20 protein-coding genes and 1 pseudogene are annotated in these 17,726 nt (G+C 37.8%); 14 read left to right on the top strand and 7 right to left on the bottom strand.

What is annotated here, in order from left to right; all coding sequences use genetic code 11:
- Nucleotides 1-263 precede the first annotated feature (263 nt).
- The 3 genes and pseudogenes from QRE67_RS25460 to QRE67_RS25450 all read left to right on the top strand — a co-directional run.
- Nucleotides 264-458 (top strand): annotated as a pseudogene (locus QRE67_RS25460) (cation:proton antiporter regulatory subunit); the annotation flags it as partial.
- Nucleotides 459-464: 6 nt separating this feature from the next.
- Entirely contained in the window at nucleotides 465-758 is a 294-nt protein-coding gene (locus tag QRE67_RS25455) for a YwdI family protein (protein ID WP_286122928.1), read from the top strand.
- A 63-nt stretch (nucleotides 759-821) separates the two neighbouring features.
- Nucleotides 822-1,190 carry a DUF423 domain-containing protein gene (locus QRE67_RS25450; protein ID WP_286122927.1) on the top strand — a complete coding sequence of 123 codons (369 nt, stop codon included), beginning with the start codon at nucleotides 822-824 and terminating at the stop codon, nucleotides 1,188-1,190.
- Nucleotides 1,191-1,281: 91 nt separating this feature from the next.
- Here the strand turns inward: QRE67_RS25450 and gerQ are convergent, their stop codons facing one another.
- From gerQ to hemQ, 3 genes are all read right to left on the bottom strand, one after another.
- The gene (gerQ, locus tag QRE67_RS25445; RefSeq protein ID WP_286122926.1) at nucleotides 1,282-1,737 is read right to left on the bottom strand and encodes a spore coat protein GerQ; all 456 of its coding nucleotides are present in this window, start codon (nucleotides 1,735-1,737) and stop codon (nucleotides 1,282-1,284) included.
- A gap of 26 nt (nucleotides 1,738-1,763) precedes the next feature.
- Nucleotides 1,764-2,186 carry a cell wall hydrolase gene (locus tag QRE67_RS25440; protein ID WP_286122925.1) on the bottom strand — a complete coding sequence of 141 codons (423 nt, stop codon included), beginning with the start codon at nucleotides 2,184-2,186 and terminating at the stop codon, nucleotides 1,764-1,766.
- Between the two features lie 204 nt (nucleotides 2,187-2,390).
- Nucleotides 2,391-3,134, bottom strand: a complete 744-nt coding sequence (hemQ, locus tag QRE67_RS25435) for a hydrogen peroxide-dependent heme synthase (RefSeq protein ID WP_286122924.1) — start codon at nucleotides 3,132-3,134, stop codon at nucleotides 2,391-2,393.
- A gap of 302 nt (nucleotides 3,135-3,436) precedes the next feature.
- Here hemQ and pta point away from each other — a divergent pair, with 302 nt between their 5' ends.
- Nucleotides 3,437-4,408 (top strand): phosphate acetyltransferase, encoded by a 972-nt coding sequence (gene pta / locus QRE67_RS25430; RefSeq protein WP_286122923.1) that lies wholly within the window; start codon nucleotides 3,437-3,439, stop codon nucleotides 4,406-4,408.
- A 32-nt stretch (nucleotides 4,409-4,440) separates the two neighbouring features.
- Here the strand turns inward: pta and lipL are convergent, their stop codons facing one another.
- Nucleotides 4,441-5,286 (bottom strand): octanoyl-[GcvH]:protein N-octanoyltransferase, encoded by an 846-nt coding sequence (lipL, locus tag QRE67_RS25425; RefSeq protein WP_286122922.1) that lies wholly within the window; start codon nucleotides 5,284-5,286, stop codon nucleotides 4,441-4,443.
- Between the two features lie 179 nt (nucleotides 5,287-5,465).
- On the opposite strand from lipL, the gene QRE67_RS25420 reads away from it, so the two are divergent.
- A complete protein-coding gene (locus QRE67_RS25420) occupies nucleotides 5,466-6,062 on the top strand; it encodes a lipoprotein BA_5634 family protein (RefSeq protein ID WP_286122921.1) in 597 nt (198 codons plus the stop codon).
- 29 nt (nucleotides 6,063-6,091) lie between these two features.
- Here QRE67_RS25420 and QRE67_RS25415 read toward each other — a convergent pair whose 3' ends face one another.
- Entirely contained in the window at nucleotides 6,092-6,766 is a 675-nt protein-coding gene (locus QRE67_RS25415) for an RsfA family transcriptional regulator (protein WP_286122920.1), read from the bottom strand.
- Between the two features lie 445 nt (nucleotides 6,767-7,211).
- On the opposite strand from QRE67_RS25415, the gene QRE67_RS25410 reads away from it, so the two are divergent.
- From QRE67_RS25410 to QRE67_RS25385, 6 genes are all read left to right on the top strand, one after another.
- Nucleotides 7,212-7,436 (top strand): YuzB family protein, encoded by a 225-nt coding sequence (locus QRE67_RS25410; protein WP_286122919.1) that lies wholly within the window; start codon nucleotides 7,212-7,214, stop codon nucleotides 7,434-7,436.
- A gap of 331 nt (nucleotides 7,437-7,767) precedes the next feature.
- Entirely contained in the window at nucleotides 7,768-8,823 is a 1,056-nt protein-coding gene (locus tag QRE67_RS25405) for a FecCD family ABC transporter permease (RefSeq protein ID WP_286122918.1), read from the top strand.
- Nucleotides 8,820-9,836 carry a FecCD family ABC transporter permease gene (locus QRE67_RS25400; RefSeq protein WP_286122917.1) on the top strand — a complete coding sequence of 339 codons (1,017 nt, stop codon included), beginning with the start codon at nucleotides 8,820-8,822 and terminating at the stop codon, nucleotides 9,834-9,836. The genes QRE67_RS25405 and QRE67_RS25400 overlap by 4 nt, the downstream gene beginning before the upstream one ends.
- A gap of 15 nt (nucleotides 9,837-9,851) precedes the next feature.
- Nucleotides 9,852-10,664, top strand: coding sequence for an ABC transporter ATP-binding protein (locus QRE67_RS25395; protein ID WP_286122916.1), 813 nt, complete (start codon nucleotides 9,852-9,854; stop codon nucleotides 10,662-10,664).
- 308 nt (nucleotides 10,665-10,972) lie between these two features.
- Nucleotides 10,973-11,914 (top strand): ABC transporter substrate-binding protein, encoded by a 942-nt coding sequence (locus tag QRE67_RS25390; RefSeq protein WP_286122915.1) that lies wholly within the window; start codon nucleotides 10,973-10,975, stop codon nucleotides 11,912-11,914.
- A 192-nt stretch (nucleotides 11,915-12,106) separates the two neighbouring features.
- Nucleotides 12,107-13,411, top strand: a complete 1,305-nt coding sequence (locus QRE67_RS25385; protein ID WP_286122914.1) for an HD domain-containing protein — start codon at nucleotides 12,107-12,109, stop codon at nucleotides 13,409-13,411.
- A 41-nt stretch (nucleotides 13,412-13,452) separates the two neighbouring features.
- On the opposite strand, the gene thmT is transcribed toward QRE67_RS25385, so the two are convergent.
- Nucleotides 13,453-13,638 (bottom strand): 2-hydroxymuconate tautomerase, encoded by a 186-nt coding sequence (thmT, locus tag QRE67_RS25380; protein WP_001147171.1) that lies wholly within the window; start codon nucleotides 13,636-13,638, stop codon nucleotides 13,453-13,455.
- 110 nt (nucleotides 13,639-13,748) lie between these two features.
- Here thmT and QRE67_RS25375 point away from each other — a divergent pair, with 110 nt between their 5' ends.
- The 3 genes from QRE67_RS25375 to QRE67_RS25365 all read left to right on the top strand — a co-directional run bounded on the left by QRE67_RS25375 (nucleotide 13,749) and on the right by QRE67_RS25365 (nucleotide 15,573).
- On the top strand, nucleotides 13,749-14,423 hold the full coding sequence (locus QRE67_RS25375) for a site-2 protease family protein (RefSeq protein ID WP_286122913.1): 675 nt from the start codon (nucleotides 13,749-13,751) through the stop codon (nucleotides 14,421-14,423).
- 25 nt (nucleotides 14,424-14,448) lie between these two features.
- Nucleotides 14,449-14,958 (top strand): YwhD family protein, encoded by a 510-nt coding sequence (locus QRE67_RS25370; protein ID WP_286122911.1) that lies wholly within the window; start codon nucleotides 14,449-14,451, stop codon nucleotides 14,956-14,958.
- Between the two features lie 69 nt (nucleotides 14,959-15,027).
- On the top strand, nucleotides 15,028-15,573 hold the full coding sequence (locus tag QRE67_RS25365; RefSeq protein WP_286122910.1) for a GNAT family N-acetyltransferase: 546 nt from the start codon (nucleotides 15,028-15,030) through the stop codon (nucleotides 15,571-15,573).
- A 72-nt stretch (nucleotides 15,574-15,645) separates the two neighbouring features.
- On the opposite strand, the gene QRE67_RS25360 is transcribed toward QRE67_RS25365, so the two are convergent.
- Nucleotides 15,646-17,697, bottom strand: a complete 2,052-nt coding sequence (locus tag QRE67_RS25360; protein ID WP_286122909.1) for a transglycosylase domain-containing protein — start codon at nucleotides 17,695-17,697, stop codon at nucleotides 15,646-15,648.
- Between the last annotated feature and the right edge of the window lie 29 nt (nucleotides 17,698-17,726).

The following is a 17,726-nucleotide window of genomic DNA, read 5'->3' as shown; positions in this document are numbered from 1 at the left end:
AATAGTATGAGTACACGTAAGCAATTATGGATTACAGTTATATGTATGTGTTTCGTTGTAATTCTTGGAACCCATTGGATTTATCCGTAGTAAAGCCCCCACCTCAAAGTTCCGTTAAAAGCAAAAGAAGTTAGGTAGAGGAATAAAGCCACCCACTGATTAAAGTTTCACTTTATGATGATAGAAGAGATTAGTTTGTTTCAAGCTTTTTGGATGACGATGATTGTCGAGGGGAATTTATTTCAAGTGGTGCTGAGGCTTCTTTAATCGAAAAAACATTGATGGATAGCAATATCAGAAATTGCTTTAACGTTACGATTTTAGCCATTTTACGTGATGGAAATATTATTCATAACCCAACAGGGAAGGAAAAACTACAAGAACGTGATATGATAATAGTATTTGGTCCAATAGAGAAGCTGGGGCAATTTGAGAACGAACTACAAAGCATGAGGTGATAAAGAATGCAAATATCTAGCGAAAAAATTTTGAATAAAATGGCAAATGAAATTGCGAAAGCAAAAGGTAGTGAAGGACATAAATCAAAAGAACATCTTTTAGTTGTTCGAGCCTTATGTGATTTATTACTGGAAGAACAGACAGAATCTCCTGTGTATGTGGAGCCGAAAGTACAATCGCAAGCACAGGTCGTAACGTCGCATCCAATGATGCCAGTTCAACCGATTACGCCGGTTTCAGGGGAACCAGTATATATAAAAGAAGCGGATGCAAACGGCAACTCTTTATTTGATTTCTAAAAGGTGAAATGGTTGGATTATACGTGAAAATTTCTTATCATAAAGATAAAAAGGGGGATTCAAATGAAAATTTTCTTCTTATTAGGCTGCATTGCAGCAGGATTAGCTGTAGTATTAGGGGCTTTTGGTGCACATGGTTTAGAAAATAAGATCTCTGCGAAAATGTTAGATGTGTGGAAAACAGGTGTTACATACCAAATGTTTCATGCGGGGGGATTGTTCGTCATTGCATTGTTAATGGATAAAATTCAATCATCTCTTCTTAGTACAGCAGGCTGGTTTATGGTAGCAGGAATTATTATGTTCTCCGGAAGTCTATATGCGTTAAGTACGACAGGGATTAAATTTTTTGGTCCGATTACCCCACTTGGCGGTGTCGCCTTTATTGTTGGCTGGATTTTACTTGGAACTGCAGTTGTAAAAGGACTATAAGTGCTTGTTTCAAAAGGAGGCTATCTTTACCGGACTTTTTGAACATCTCTTATAAGAACAAAAAACAAAAGCTGGCAAATGCCAGCTTTTGTTATGATCTTGGGGCATAGGTTGCTGGTTGCGCAGGTAAATAAGTAATTTCTCCAGGGAATTCTACATAATCTAAGTAAATCATGAGTAATAAGTAGCGCTTTCCAGATTTTGGTTCGCTGATGACAATGTGATCGCGTCCAGCTGCTTCAATAATTCCTGTATAGGATTGTGTGCCAAGTGAACTACCGCGCTCATATGTCATAACAATAGTTGCTGGTTTTCCTTTGTTTAAGCGAAGGATGTTTTCAATATATGATTGCTCTAGTGGGAGCATACCTTGAGATACTGCAAGTTGTGCTTGGGCAGTTTGTTGTTGCATCGCTTGTTGTTGCATTGCTTGTTGTTGCATCGCTTGTTGCTGTTGCGCTGTCATCGGTTGTTGTCCTTGTTGTATATACCCTCCTGATGGTTGATAAAAACCAGTTCCATTGTACGGGTTTTGTTGCTGTGCCATTTCAAATCCCTCCTCGTTTTCATTCCTTAATATACACTTGGGCAGTCCTGACCAGACGGTTGGAAAAAGCAATGTTTTTTAAAACGACCAGAGTTTTGCTGATTGTACCAAGTTGGTGGACAAGGACCTTCTGGGCGAAAGAACCATAAAGAAAAGTTAGCTGGCCAAAAGCGTTGTCCTTGGATGGTACGTCTTGCAAGAGCGATATCTTGCTCGCGTGCTCGCTGATAAAAGTACCCTTTTTGTGTTGCTTCAAAACCACCAGGGCTTTGAAATACCATTTGTTGTAGATTACGTATCTTTTTAAAATCTAAGCAATCTCCTCTGACACGGTTTACACCGACATTACCAACCATCAACATGCCCTGTTTTCCTTCTCCCTCAGCTTCTGCTCGCATGAGTCTTGCTAGTAATTTTACATGTTCTTCTGTATGCGGGATGACACCCATTATGTTTCACCTCTCTTTTTTTGTTTGCACTAGTGAAAGAGGTTTGTTTCAAGGTGAAGTGTAGAACAATTACTAGTTCATACGTATGAGAAAAAGAGGCTAGATATGACAACCAAACGAAGTTTTAGGATGAGGGTATTACTGCACGTTAGTGCGGGATAAAAAGAAAAAGGAACGAAATTCGTTCCTTTTTGACATTATACATTATACATATAAAAATTTTGCCACTTTTTCGCTTGGTAAGATGTTCCCAACGAAGAATGTTCCAAATTCACCGTAACGAGCACTTACTTCATCAAAACGCATTTCATATACAAGTTTTTTGAATTGAAGGATGTCATCAGCAAATAGCGTTACACCCCACTCATAATCATCAAAGCCAACAGAACCAGTAATGATTTGACGAACTTTACCTGCATATTGACGACCAATCTTGCCATGGCTGTACATTAATTTTCTGCGATCTTCCATCGGTAGCATGTACCAGTTGTCATCGCCTTGGCGACGTTTGTCCATTGGGTAGAAGCAAATATGATTTGCCTTTGGTAATTCAGGGTACAAACGTGCAAGAACTTGTGGGTTTTGATATGGATCTTCGTCAGCTGGAAGATAGTTACTTAACTCAACAACGGATACGTAAGAGTAGGCAGGAACCATATATTCAGCTAATGTTGTCTTATTTAATTCTGCTTCAATTTCATTTAATTCTTCCATTGTTGGACGTAAAACCATAAACATGATATCTGCTTTTTGACCAACAATTGTATACATTGCATGGCTACCTTGTTTTGCAGCCGCTGCGTTATTCCATTTCTCAATGATGTTTAAAAATTCAAACATTGCTTGTCCACGTTCATCACTAGATAATGTTTTCCATGCTGCCCAGTCAATAGAACGGAAGTCATGTAGACAATACCAACCATCTAACGTTTTTGCTGCTTCACTCATTTAGGTCACCTCAGTTAATGATAGTTTACACGTTAACTATAGCATATATAGTTTTAAAATCATGTATGCTAAGCTCATTCGCATAAAATTGTCACATTTTCCGAATCCTATTAAGTGGTTAGAAAGTGTACGATATACGCCGTTTTCGCCTTTTATAAGGAGGGATTTTCGGGACTGAATTTTATGAAAATATAATTATTTTTGTTTTGCCTATTTTTTAGAATCTATAAGTTTAAAATAGAGGTGAAAAGCAGTATGCTTAAAGATGGAGTTTTTTTAAACATTTGTAGGAGGGTTTATTCGTGAGCAATTTATTTACAACTGTAAAAGAAAAAGTTCAAGGAAAAGGCATTTCTATCGTACTTCCTGAAGGAACTGATGAAAGAATTTTAGGCGCTGCAGAGCGTTTAGCAAAAGAAGAATTAGTAAAACCAATCTTGGTTGGTAATAAAGAAGAAATTAGCGCAAAAGCTGCTAGTATGAATTTAACATTAGCAGGCGTTGATATTTACGACCCAGCTACATATGAAGAAATGGATGCAATGGTGGCATCTTTCGTTGAACGCCGTAAAGGTAAAGCAACAGAAGAAGCTGCTCGTAAAATCTTAAAAGACGAAAACTACTTCGGTACGATGCTTGTATACATGGGAAAAGCACACGGTTTAGTAAGTGGTGCAGCTCATTCTACAGCTGACACAGTTCGTCCAGCACTTCAAATCATTAAAACAAAACCAGGCGTTACAAAAACTTCTGGCGTATTCATTATGGTACGTGAAGATGAAAAGTATGTATTCGCTGACTGCGCAATCAATATTGCACCAAACAGCCAAGATTTAGCTGAAATCGGTATTGAAAGTGCAAAAACTGCTGAACTATTCGGCATTGATCCACGCGTTGCAATGTTAAGCTTCTCTACAAAAGGTTCTGCGAAATCTCCAGAAACAGAAAAAGTTGTAGAAGCAACACGCATTGCAAAAGAAATGGCTCCTGAATTAACATTAGACGGTGAATTCCAATTCGACGCTGCATTTGTGCCATCTGTAGCTGAGAAAAAGGCACCAGGTTCTGTTATTAATGGTGATGCTAACGTATTCGTATTCCCAAGCTTAGAAGCTGGTAATATCGGCTACAAAATTGCACAACGTTTAGGTAACTTCGAAGCAGTAGGACCAATCTTACAAGGCTTAAACATGCCAGTAAACGACTTATCTCGTGGTTGTAACGAAGAAGAAGTGTACAAGTTAGCTCTAATTACAGCAGCTCAAGCACTATAAAAGTCAAAAGCCCCGCATATGCGGGGCTTTTGTTATTTCTCAAGAATGAGTGCTTTGTTGTTCCGATCAATAATACGCTGCAAGTGAAGTTCATATAACGGAACCTCGTCTATTGTTAGCTGTGATGGTGTTAATTGCGGCGTAAAGTGCTGCAATGTTTGTAAGAGACGCATCATTAAATCTTGAACTGTAATTGTTTCACCAAGTAATTCAGATAAAGAAGCCATTGTACTTGGAACAATTTCAGGATACGTAAACCTTGTTTCTTCTCCTTGAATTGCTAAGTTGTAAAAATCACGAACAAGTGCCGCGCGTTCAGAGCCGCTTCCTGTTGCACATAAATAAATTTGTACAGCAACCCCTCCGCGAATGCGGCGCTGTGAAATACCAGCAAATTTCTGATCACCGATGCTTAAATCATAGCTTCCAGGACAATAAGAGCCGACAATTTCTTTCGCCTCTATATTGACATCGTAATCTTTTAGCGTTTCTTTAATTAAATGCCACATCGTATCATATCCAAGATCAATATCAATTCCTTTTTCTGTTTCTTGAAATAGAAGTGATACATTTAAAACACCTTCATCTAGTACGACAGCAAGGCCACCTGAATTTCGGACGATGACATTGAAGTTGTTGCTTTGTAAGAAAGAAATCCCTTTACTTAAATGAGGAAGGCGTGAATCTTGAATGCCAAGAACAATTGTATTGTGATGAACCCAAGAGCGCATTGTTGCAGCGGATGTACCATTTCCAACTGTCGTGCATAGCGTGTCATCCATTGCGAATGACTGCAGGGCATGAAAGGTTGATCCTAAACTAGACTGATCAACAATGCGCCACTCTGGTTGAGATAAAATCGAACGGGAATCGCTCATGTAACTAACCCCTTATCTATAAAATGACAATCTTTATTATAACAAAAAAGAGAGCTGAGGGAGGATGGTTGTGAAAAGAACCTTACGGAATTGTAATGTTCCTGTAAGGAAACTAAATTGGTAAGGGCGACTTTGGTGGTTAAAATGGAAGGAGCAATTATCGTTTAGGAGGAATATAAATGAAAAAAGTAAAATTAGGATTTGTAGCGGCACTTTCAGCTGTAGTATTTAGTGGTTGTTCAATTATGGATATGATTGCTCCGCAAGCAAACGGTGTAATTATGTATGGTGATGATGCAGTCCTACAACAAACAATAGAGAAGCATCAAAAAGAAATTGAGTCTCAAAATAAATATGAGGCGAAATTTGATAAATTCAATGATCAAAAGGTGTTAATTATAAATAAAACGACAGCAGACAAGCTTGTGAAAGAAAAAATACTGAGAAAAGTAGATGGGGACAATGTGAAGCCAATTGAAACATTACCATCTGTTTCTGATGATACAGGGATTGTATTTGCGAAAACCGAGCAGAATGATGTAACAATTAACGGGAAAAAAATGAAATATGAAGGTAATGTTATTATCGGCGATGCACGTAAATATACAGATATGTATGCGGTTGTAAGTGATACAGTATATTCAGCAATTAGTGCACCTGTAAAAACAATTGGGGTAGTAGAGTTTAAAGAAAATCCGAAAAAAGAGATTTTTCCAGATATAAAGAGAGATTCTAAAGTGGAAGAAGCCCATATGGTAGAGATAAAGTCAAAATAAAAATAAAAGGATGCGTTCACCGCATCCTTTTATTCTGCAATCTTTTCTAAATTTCCATTTCGATCCATGCGAAATGATGTTTGGGTACGTTCTTCATCATCCATTAGTGCTAACTTACGAGCACGGTTCATAATATTCATGAGTGTTTCGTAATCTTCCTGTACCGTGTGGGATTGTTGTTCTATCTTTTCCAGTTTCTTTTCTAATTCATCATTTCGAAGCATGTATGAAGTGATTTCTTGTTTTAATCTCGTATTCTCATTTTCAAGGGCGGATATTTTTACATTTGAAGATCCTACCGTTTGTAAGAAATAAATGACATCTTGCATAGTCATAGCACTTTTAGATGCAACTGGTTCTGTACGCTGAATAGGCTCATGCAGTTCATGCGTAATTGGCTCTTTATCAACTGTAATTACCGCTGAAGCTGGAGGGGTATAGAGAAGTCGTTTTTTTGCTTGTTCACCACCAGCAGCACGCATTTTATCTTTTCGGTGTTTTTTCGCTAGCTGCAATGCTTGCTCATAGCTATAACGAACAACAGCATTCCAGCGAAAACCGCAAGCAGCTGATGTGCGATTTAACTGATCGCCAACTTCCTCAAATGCATTTAATTGGGTACTTCCTTCTCGAACATGACGTAGTACGGTTTCAGCAAGTAATAAATCGTCTTCGTCAGTCCAAGCATCTTGTCTTACTTTCATAGATTCAGCTCCCTTTCTTTTTATGAACTTCCTATTTTTATAATGGACAAAAGAAATTGCTTTTATACAAAGCTTTTAAAAATATGGTAGATTTTGATAAAGTGAAACCTTCATAAGTGGAGGTTTTTTTCTTCCACTTATGGTTAGTCCTCACCAATCGGGCTTTTACGGGCAGTAATCCTCCATCTAACCTTTTTGCCTCTTTTGAATCTTGACATGGATAAAGTGAAACTTCGGTTGTATGCGGTATACGGATTAATCGGAGAAGTAAGGGAAAGATTAATTGGAAAAAATGAGTGTTTTATATGGGGATACAAGAAGATATTACAGGTAAATAGCGGTATAGGAAAACTTGCATCCCGTCCCAAAGAGCGGTAAAATACCATTTAGTGTTTGTTGTTAAATGTACTTGTGAAAAGTTTAAAATAGAGGAAGTGTTATAATAATGGGAAACGAATTTCGTGTGTGTGATGATTGTCAGGCAACGAATATTAAGACGTTGATACCTCGTTTGAAAAAGATAGATTCATGTGCAGACATTGAAGTTGGATGCCAATCTTATTGTGGTCCAGGTCGTAAAAAATCATTCGCTTTTGTCAATAACCGTCCGGTTGCAGCACCAAATGAAGATGAACTACTTAAAAAAATTGAAACAAAATTAAATAAATAAGGAAAAGAAGAGCGAATATATTGCTCTTCTTTTTTATTTTTAATGAAAAATCCTTATCTTAATATAATGAAGAGTAGAAGGTAAGTTGGTTGCATAAGATGATTTTTACAACGAATTCTTTTTATTTTGTGGCATCGATTTCGTGTAAAGCACATAAGTTTTATATTACAAAATAATGGTTGACAGTCTTTTATGCCAATATGTAGAATAGAAAGTGTGATTCTGAGAATCATTATCAAATTGGGTAGATAAACCCAATTTTATTTTTGTTTTTTCTTGAGAATAAATCTCATTTTATTAAATATATGCTTTGGATTAGGATGGTTGAGGGATGGAAGCAAGTGCGAGGAAGATAGAACAACAAGAAGTAAATGCGAAAGATATTAAGAGTCGGCCGCTTGTTGCCACTATTATATTAATAGCTGGTACAATCTTATTGGCCTTAAGTATGGCTATGTCAATCTCATTTGGAGCAGCAGATATTAGTTTGAAAACGGTATGGCAAGCTGTGTTTCAGTTTGATGGGTCTGTGACGCATCATAATGTAATTCAAGAGCTTCGTATGCCTAGGGCAATTGGTGGTGTTGTTGCTGGAGCCTTTTTAGCTGTATCAGGCGCGATTATGCAAGGTATGACGCGAAATCCACTTGCATCTCCATCATTAATGGGGATTACGGATGGGGCCGTATTTGGGATTGCGATTATGTATGCATTTTTCCCGAATTCCCCGTATTTAATGTTTGTAATTGCTTCTTTTATCGGAGCAGCATTTGGCGCAAGTATTGTATACGGAATTGGAGCAGCTTCACCAAGTGGATTAACACCTGTTAAACTAGCATTAGCTGGGGCAGCAATCAGTGCCTTATTAGGAGCAATTTCATCTGGTATTGCTTTGTATTTCAACCTTGCTCAAGAAGTGAGTATGTGGAATGCGGGTGGCGTTGCTGGCGTAAAGTGGGAAAGCATTAATATGCTATTACCAATCGGACTTGTTTGTCTTCTTCTTGCAATTATGATGTCGCGATACATTACAATTCTAAGTTTTGGTGAAGAAATTGCAATTGGACTTGGACAAAATACAACACTGATTAAATTTATCGGAACTGTACTTGTTCTTGTTTTAACAGGTTCTGCAGTATCTATGGCAGGGTCGGTTGGATTTGTTGGGCTTGTGATTCCGCATATGACGCGTTTTCTTGTCGGATCAGATTATAGATGGGTTATTCCATGTTCTGCTATATTAGGTGGATTGTTAATTGAATGTGCGGATATGTTATCTCGTATTATTAATCCGCCGTTTGAAACACCAATCGGGGCGATTACAGCACTAATTGGCGTTCCATTCTTCCTCTACTTAGCACGTAATGAAGGGAGAGGGAAAATGTGAGGACAAGCGTCTTAACAAAAAAGAATGTTTCAATCGTAACGATTTTAACCTGTTTAATTTTTGCAGTTTTTCTTATAAGTTTAAATACAGGAACGTTTAAAATCCCACCAATGGACGTATTGAAATCGTTAGTTGGGCTTGGGGCAGAAGATCAGTCAGTCATTTTATTTGAATTTCGGATGCCGCGTATGGTCATTGCTATACTAGTCGGTTCAGCGTTAGCTGTATCAGGTGCGATTATGCAAGGGTTATCACGAAATCCACTTGCTGATCCAGGAATCATCGGAATTAACGCCGGAGCAGGATTAACGGTTGTTGTATTCGTATATTTCTTTTTTGGAAAAGTGGGAACTGGTTCCCTTCTATCCGTATTTATCCTTCCATTTTTCGCTTTGGTGGGTGCAGTACTGGCAGCGGTTATTATTTATGCATTAGCATGGAAAGATGGTGTTTCACCTACCCGTTTAATTCTTGTAGGTATTGCAGTAGCAGCGGGATTTAGCGCTGTTAGTTTAATTTTTTCAATGAAAATGACATCGAATGATTTCCGCTTCGCAACGATTTGGCTAGCGGGAAGCTTATGGGGTACAGACTGGAAATTCGTACTGAGTGTACTTCCATGGATGCTGATCTTTTTACCAATTGCGATTCGTAAAGCACACGTATTAAATGTTATGAATTTAGGTGATGCAGCAGCGGTCGGACTTGGTGTAAATGTAGAGAAGGAAAGACGTAAACTATTATTTATTGCTGTTTGTTTAGCAGGAGCATCCGTTGCTGTTGCTGGTGGGATTGGCTTTATCGGCTTAATGGCACCGCATTTAGCAAGGCGCCTTGTTGGAGGAAAGCATCAAATTATGTTACCGACAGCCGCACTAATTGGAACGTTTTTACTATTGTTTGCAGATTGGATTTCACGTAGTGTATTAACGACATCAGAAATACCAGTCGGTCTTGTTATTTCTGTAATCGGTGCACCATATTTCATTTATTTACTTATTAAAACAAAATAAAGGGAGGCATTTTGTATGGCAACTTTAGCGGTTGATTCAGTATCTGTTGGCTATAATGAAGGATTAATTATTGATGGATTGTCAGTTGAAATTCCGGAAGGGAAAATTACAACGATTATTGGACCGAACGGATGCGGAAAATCCACTTTGTTAAAAACAGCTTCTCGTATTTTAAAAGCAAAACGAGGTACAGTTTATCTTGATGGGAAAGCAATTGAGAAACAGCCGACAAAAGAAATCGCAAAGAAAATGGCGATTTTGCCACAAACTGCAGAAGTGCCAACCGGTCTGACTGTATTTGAACTTGTATCATATGGCCGTTTCCCACATCAAAAGGGCTTTGGGACGTTAAGGGAAGAAGATTATCGTTATATTCACTGGGCACTTGAAGTGACAGGGATGACAGAGTTTGCGAATCGTCCAGCGGAAGCCCTATCAGGTGGACAGCGTCAGCGCGTTTGGATTGCGATGGCTCTTGCGCAAGGAACAGATTTACTTGTGCTAGACGAACCGACAACATACTTGGATATGGCTCACCAACTGGAAGTATTAAACTTATTGAAAAAATTAAATCAAGAAGAAGGCCGAACAATTGTTATGGTTATTCATGATTTAAATCATGCTTCTCGTTTTTCAGATCATATGATTGCTTTAAAGAGCGGAAAGTTAATGAAGCAAGGGACGCCGGATGAGGTTATGACGTGTGAAACACTTCGTGACGTGTTTGAAATTGAAGCACAAATCGTTCCATGTCCTGTAAACTGTAAACCAATTTGCTTAACGTATGATTTAACGATAATAAATAAACAACTACGTAAACAAGCGTAAATGAAGTCTTTCCCCTGTATCCCGCTATTCGCGGACAGTAATACCCCCACCCCAAAGTTCGGCAGGAAGCGAAGAAGTCAGGTGGGGGATAAACTACCCGTAAAAGCCCGATTGGTTCAACATCTTGATAGGGGGAGGGATTCTAATGGATGTTGAGTTTCTCAGTAGCTGTGGGAAACTGAACACCCATTAGAATGGGTCATTTTAAACGATAAATAAGTATATATAAATTTATTGTTTATAGTGGTTTCTTATAGATGTTTTTATCTTACAAGAGTAAATTATGCAATACATAAGGAGAGGGAAATATGAAGAAATTTAAAGTAACGCTACTAGCATGCTTACTAGTTATTACGTCTGTATTATTTGCAGCTTGTTCTTCCGATAAGAAAGAAGAAAAGAAGGCAGATGCGAAAAGTGAAGAGCGCGTTGTAAAACACGCAAAAGGGGAAATTAAAATCCCTGCAAACCCAAAGAAAATTGCTGACCTTAGTGGTTCAACAGAAGACTTGTTAATCTTTGGCATGAAGCCAATTATTACTGCAAATACATCTCAAGAGAAAATTGATGCACATATTGCAGATAAATTAAAAGGTGTAAAGCCAGTTGGTTCTGCCTGGGGCGATAAAATCAATATTGAAGCCGTAGCGGCTGCAAAACCTGATGTAATTCTTGTGAACAACCGTCAAGAAAAGATTTACGATCAATTATCTAAGATTGCACCAACAGTTATGTTAAATACTCCATTAGATCAATGGCGTCCAAAGTTTGAAGAAGTAGGTAAAATCTTTGGTAAAGAAAAAGAAGCAACGGCATGGTTGAAGAAATACGACGAAAAAGCAAGTAAGTTACATGATAAAATCGTTGCAAAAACTGGTGATGCGAAGTTCATGAAAATGGCAGCATATCCAAATGCATTCCGTGTATACGGTAACTACGGTTACGGTAGCGTATTGTTTGAGGACTTAAAACTTCCAGCTGTTAAAGGTACACCAACTGATAAGCCGTTAGTACAAGTACAAAAAGAAGCATTAATTGACTACAACCCAGATTACTTATTCGTATTTACAACAGGTGATGGTTCACAACGCTTAAAAGAATTCCAAGAAGAAACAATTTGGAAAAACATGAACGCTGTTAAGAACAATAAAGTGTTTACAATCAAAAACGAAGATTTAAACAAAGGGTACTTCCCACTTGGTAAAGAAATGATCTTAGACGAAATTGCTGATTTCGTTTTAGGAAAATAATATAAAGAAAAATCACTTTCGCTTTGGCGAAGGTGATTTTCTTTATATACAGCACAATTATTGATTTATCCACCACTAATGGGCAGGACCCTTCGCTGAGAAAAGTTTTACTTTATATAGTCTTTCGTTTCTTTCTGTTTCCTATTTCGTTTATAATGAAAGTAAGAATGAAGTAAAGAAAGGGGGAAGTCGATGGTATATTTAAACGACAAACTCAGCGAAACAAAAGTGTTTAAAGACCCAGTACATAAATATGTGCACGTGCGTGATCGCGTGATTTGGGATTTAATCGGAACGAAAGAATTTCAACGTCTGCGCCGTATTAAGCAGCTTGGGACGACATTTTTTACATTTCACGGTGCGGAACATAGTCGCTTTACTCATTCATTAGGTGTATATGAAATTATTCGTCGTATGATTGATGATGTATTTGATGGCAGACCGGAATGGAATGCAGAAGATAGATTGTTATGTTTATGTGCAGCATTGCTTCATGATGTTGGACACGGCCCATTTTCTCATTCATTTGAAAAAGTATTTTCATTAGATCATGAGAAGTTTACACAAAAAATTATTGTCGGTGACACCGAAATCAATACAGTATTAAGCCGTGTTGATCAAGAGTTTCCGCAAAAGGTAGCAGATGTCATTGCGAAAACGTCGGACAATAAATTAGCGATTAGTATGATCTCGAGTCAAATTGATGCAGATCGTATGGATTATTTATTACGAGATGCATATTTTACAGGTGTGAAATACGGAAACTTTGATATGGAGCGTATATTACGTGTCATGCGGCCGTATGGAGACCAAGTCGTTATTAAAAATAGCGGTATGCATGCTGTTGAGCATTATATTATGAGCCGTTATCAAATGTACTGGCAAGTGTATTTCCATCCGGTAACACGCAGTGCAGAAGTCATTTTAACGAAAATCTTACATCGTGCAAAAATGTTGCATAAGCAGTATTATGCATTTAAACATCATCCTGTTCATTTTTACTCTTTATTTGAAGAAGAAGTAACGGTAGAGGATTACATAAAGTTAGATGAGAATGTTATGTATTACTACTTCCAAGTATGGCAGGATGAAGAAGATGCTATTTTAAGTGATTTGTGCCGCCGCTTTATGAATCGAAACCTTTTTAAATATGTAGAGTTTACAGAGAAACATGGCTTGAATAATTGGGCGGAATTAAGTAGTTTATTTAAGAAAATTGGTTTAGATCCAGAGTATTATTTAGTGGTTGATTCTACATCGGACTTGCCGTACGACTTTTACCGTGCGGGGGAAGAAGAGGAGCGTCTCCCGATTTTACTTCTGATGCCAAACGGAGAACTTCGTGAACTTTCACGTGAATCTGATATTGTAGAAGCGATTACGGGTAAAAAGAGAACGGATCAAAAACTCTTTTATCCGCATGATTTAATCTATGAAGATGGCCGAAAAGGAAAATATAAAGAGAAAATTATTCAGTTATTAGAAGGAAAAGAATAAGAAGCAGCCCTAGGACTGCTTCTTATTCTAGAAGATAGAAATTATTTGTCGCTTAAGCGTTTTCCACCGACTGCATAATGGTTTTTAGACATTTCTTCGATGAAGACAACGATATTTTCTTCTGGAGCACCAGTTGTTTCGCTTACTGCTGCTGTTACTTTCTCAGCAAGGGCTTTCTTTTGCTCTTCTGTGCGTCCTTCTAGCATTTTCACTGTTACATATGGCATATATATCGCTCCTTTTATGTAGGTTACCATCTTATTATAACGGATTCTGAAAGAGAACAATCAGAAAAACAAATATTTTCTTTTTTGACATAATGAAGAGGAGATGAAGTATGGAGAATTTTTTTGTATATCCACTGCACCAAATACCGTTAGTAGCAATGGCTATTGTTATTGCATTGTCTGTGCATGAATTCGCACATGCATATGTTGCATATAAGTTTGGAGATGATACAGCTAAAAAGCAAGGGCGTTTAACGTTATCACCAATGTCTCATTTAGATCCTATTGGCATGATTGCCATATTAATCATTGGGTTTGGTTGGGCACGACCAGTACCTGTTAATCCGTATAACTTTAAAAAACCACGTCTTGCTGGTGTTTTAGTGTCAATTGCAGGGCCAATTAGTAACTTTATCTTAAGTGCTATAGGCTTAATCATTTGGTACAGCTTAATAAGATTTGGGGTATTAGATGCCATTCCATTTGCAGTGGCAGATACATTACGTCAATTCTTTCAAATTTTTATTACTCTTAATATTGTTTTACTTATTTTCAACTTATTACCGATTCCACCGCTTGATGGATATCGTGTTATTGAAGATTTAGCACCGGCAAATGTTCGTGCAAAAATGACGCAATATGAGAAATATGGAGCAATTGCTTTATTGATTCTTGTTATTACACCGCTTGACCGTTATACAATTCAACCAATCTTCCAAGTGGTAATACCATATGTATTAGGGTTTTTGCAAAGTATAATTGCGCCTATATTTGGGCTAATGTAATACATGAGTGAGGAGGAGTTTACATATGACAGAAAAAAAGAAAAAAATCGGTTTTAATATCGTTAAAAATGATTCAACAGATGGACACGGTGGCTTTGGCGTTGGTGCGTTAAGCTTAGAAAATATTTCACCTGTTTTCGTTGATGTTACAGAAGAAAATGCATTTGTTGATATTGGAGCGATGCATGCACGTAGCACTGTTGAAAAAGGGATTAAATTTTTAAAGAGCAAAGAAGAAGTTCCAAACGGAAAACCGTACTGGCTTGTTTGGGTAACAATTGAGAGAACGGCAACAGGTGCGTACTATGCGGGTGTTACAGCTTGTGAAATGACAGTTGATCGTGAAATTCGCCGTGGTTATAAATCACTTCCTGAGCATGTAAATAAGATGGATAAATCATTAAAGCGTCACATTATGGTTGATCATATGGATGCAACATCTAAAAAAGTGCTTGGGAAGTTTTTAAAAGAGCATAACGAAGCTATCTGGAATGAATCTAGTGAAGCGTTACATCATGCGTTATTAGGAGAATAACAAAAATCCCTTTCGATAGAAGGGGATTTTTTATTTGTGCTGGAAGATAGGGAAAGGGGGCGATATAAAATGAAAATAAAGGGAAATCGTGTTTTTGTGAAGGTTCTTGAAGAGTATGATGCTGAAGCGATGTTACAAGTAGAATTGAGGAATCAAGAATTTTTCCAGCTGTATACACCATTACGAGATGCTGCATTTTACACTTTGGAAGGACAGCAGGATCGAATTAGAAAACAATATGAAAAGAGAAAGCTAGATCAAGAATACTCATTTGGAATTTTCTTGATTGGAACAGAAGAATTGATTGGAAATATTGCACTTTCAGATATATTGCGAGGCCCTTTACAAAATTGTTTCATTGGTTACTACTTAGATAAGCATCATAATGGAAAAGGATATATGACAGAGGCGGTTAGCCTTGTTGTTTCATATGCATTTTACGAATTAAAGCTTCACCGAATTGAAGCTGGGGTTATGCCACATAACAAAGGATCCATTCATGTTTTAGAGAAAGTTGGATTTCATAGGGAAGGTATTGCTAGAAAAAATGTAAAGATTAATGGAAGGTGGGAAGATCATCAAGTACTAGCGATTATTAATGATAAAGATTGCTGAAGCGAAATATAGCATTTGAAAATAGAAAAGGAGCAGGGGATGAAACTGCTCCTTTGTGAATTGTGCATCCTATTACCACGGAAAATACTTTTTCCACCAGTTTTCCTTTTTCTGATCCTTTACTACCTCATCGAATTCTTCTTTATCATCAACATGATCCATACAGTACTCAGTTGGTTCAGTTCCTTTTACAAAGTACATTTTGACAGAAACAGGACACCCTTTTGTAGCAATTTTTCCGTTTTCGGGATTAATATTTACAGCAACAACGTCAGTTGGTTGTTTAAATTCTTTTTTTGGCTTCCCATCTAACCCATTTTCCATCATATTGGCCCATATTGTTTTGGCATAGCCTTGTTCTGCTGGATTTGAAATAGACTTGGGCTGATCGTAGCCAACCCAAACACCCGTTACAAGCTGTGGTGTAAAGCCAATCATCCAGCTATCGGTCTCTGTAGAACCAGATTTTCCGGCGTATGTGCGCGATAGTTTTGGGACGAGTGATTGCCCCGTCACAGAGGCATAGCTGCTTAATTTTTTATTAAACATACCTGTCATCATTTCTTGCATGACAAACGCTTTGCTTTTATCGAGTATTTGTTTATTTTCTAAATGCGCATCATACAAAATATTTCCTTCATGATCGACAACGCGGCGAATAAATGTTGGTTTTACTTGTTTTCCGCCATTGGCAAACATACTGTATGCACTTACCATTTCAATGGGTTTTACTGGAGAAGTACCAAGGGCAAGTGATGGTACATCCTTTAATGAACTCGTAATGCCAAATTGCTTAGCAGTTTTCGCAAGGGAGTCCTCCCCTAAAAATAAATGTGTTTTCACAGCGTATACGTTATCTGATACCGCAAGGGCTTGCGTCATCGTTACAAAATCATCCGCATAATAGTTTTTGTAATTTTGGGGTTTATATTTGGAGACCCCATCACCTAACGTAAATACTGTATACTCGCTTTTTAAACGTGTAGCTGGCGTAAATCCCTTCTCTAACGCAGCGTAATATAAAAATGGTTTAAAGGTAGAGCCTGGCTGACGATACGCTTGGACAGCTCGGTTAAATTGGCTTGCTTTATAATCTTTTCCGCCTACAAGTGCAGCTACTTCTCCTGTTTTAGGATTCATAGAGACAAGTGCCGTTTGGATATCTGTTGTTTCGGGAATTGTATCTTTTACTGTTTGTTCTGCAATTTTTTGTAGTTTTGGATCAAGTGTTGTGTAGATGCGAAGCCCACCGCGCTGCATGGTTTGCTCATTTAGCCCAACATCGTGAATAAGGGAAGCTCGCACAGCATCTTGAAAATAAGGTGCTATTTCTGCTACTTCTTTCTTTTCTAAGGAAGCAAAAGTAAGTTTTTCATTTTGGGCAGTAGTTGCTTCTTGTTTCGTAATATAACCTTGTTCTACCATTTCATTTAAAATGAGTAGCTGTCTGTTTTTTGCTCGCTCTTCTTGTAAATAGGGAGAGTATACGCTAGGTCCTTTTGGAATGCCTGCTAACATACTTGCCTCTGCCAAGGTTAAATGACTAGCAGATTTATTGAAGTAAAGGCGGGAGGCAGCTTCAATTCCATAAGCACCATGTCCGTAATAAATCGTATTTAAATATCCTTCTAAAATATGATTCTTACTGTAATTGACTTCGAGGCGAATGGTGTACATTGCTTCTAACAACTTTCGCTTCCACGTCTTATCGTGATCTAAATATAAATTACGAGCGTATTGCTGCGAAATGGTACTAGCGCCTTGTACTTTTGCCATTGCTTTTATATCTGCAAGTACAGCACCGGCAATGCGCTTCATATCGAAACCGTGATGGTCGTAAAAGCGTTGGTCTTCAATGGAAAGGGTTGCTTCTCTTACATAAGGAGAAATACTATCAAGAGAGACATTATAGCGTTTTTGGATACTATTATTTTGTCCCATCACTGTGTCATCGTTAGCGTAAAAGACACTTGTTTGAGGAACGGCAACAGGGGGTGGTCCCATAATTTTCGCTACGATAATCGTAATAAAAAGAGCAAAAACGAAAAAAAGAACACATGAAAAGAGTGCGGTGAGGAAAAGACGTATATATTTTTTATGCTTTGGATTTACAGTTTGCTCCATCTTTTTCAGCCCCTCATTATATACTTTTA

The sequence above is a fragment of the Bacillus sp. DX3.1 genome, assembly GCF_030292155.1.
Classification (GTDB): domain Bacteria; phylum Bacillota; class Bacilli; order Bacillales; family Bacillaceae_G; genus Bacillus_A.
The sequence above is the reverse complement of the archived record's forward strand: the minus strand, read 5'-3'. Positions and strand labels throughout refer to the sequence as shown.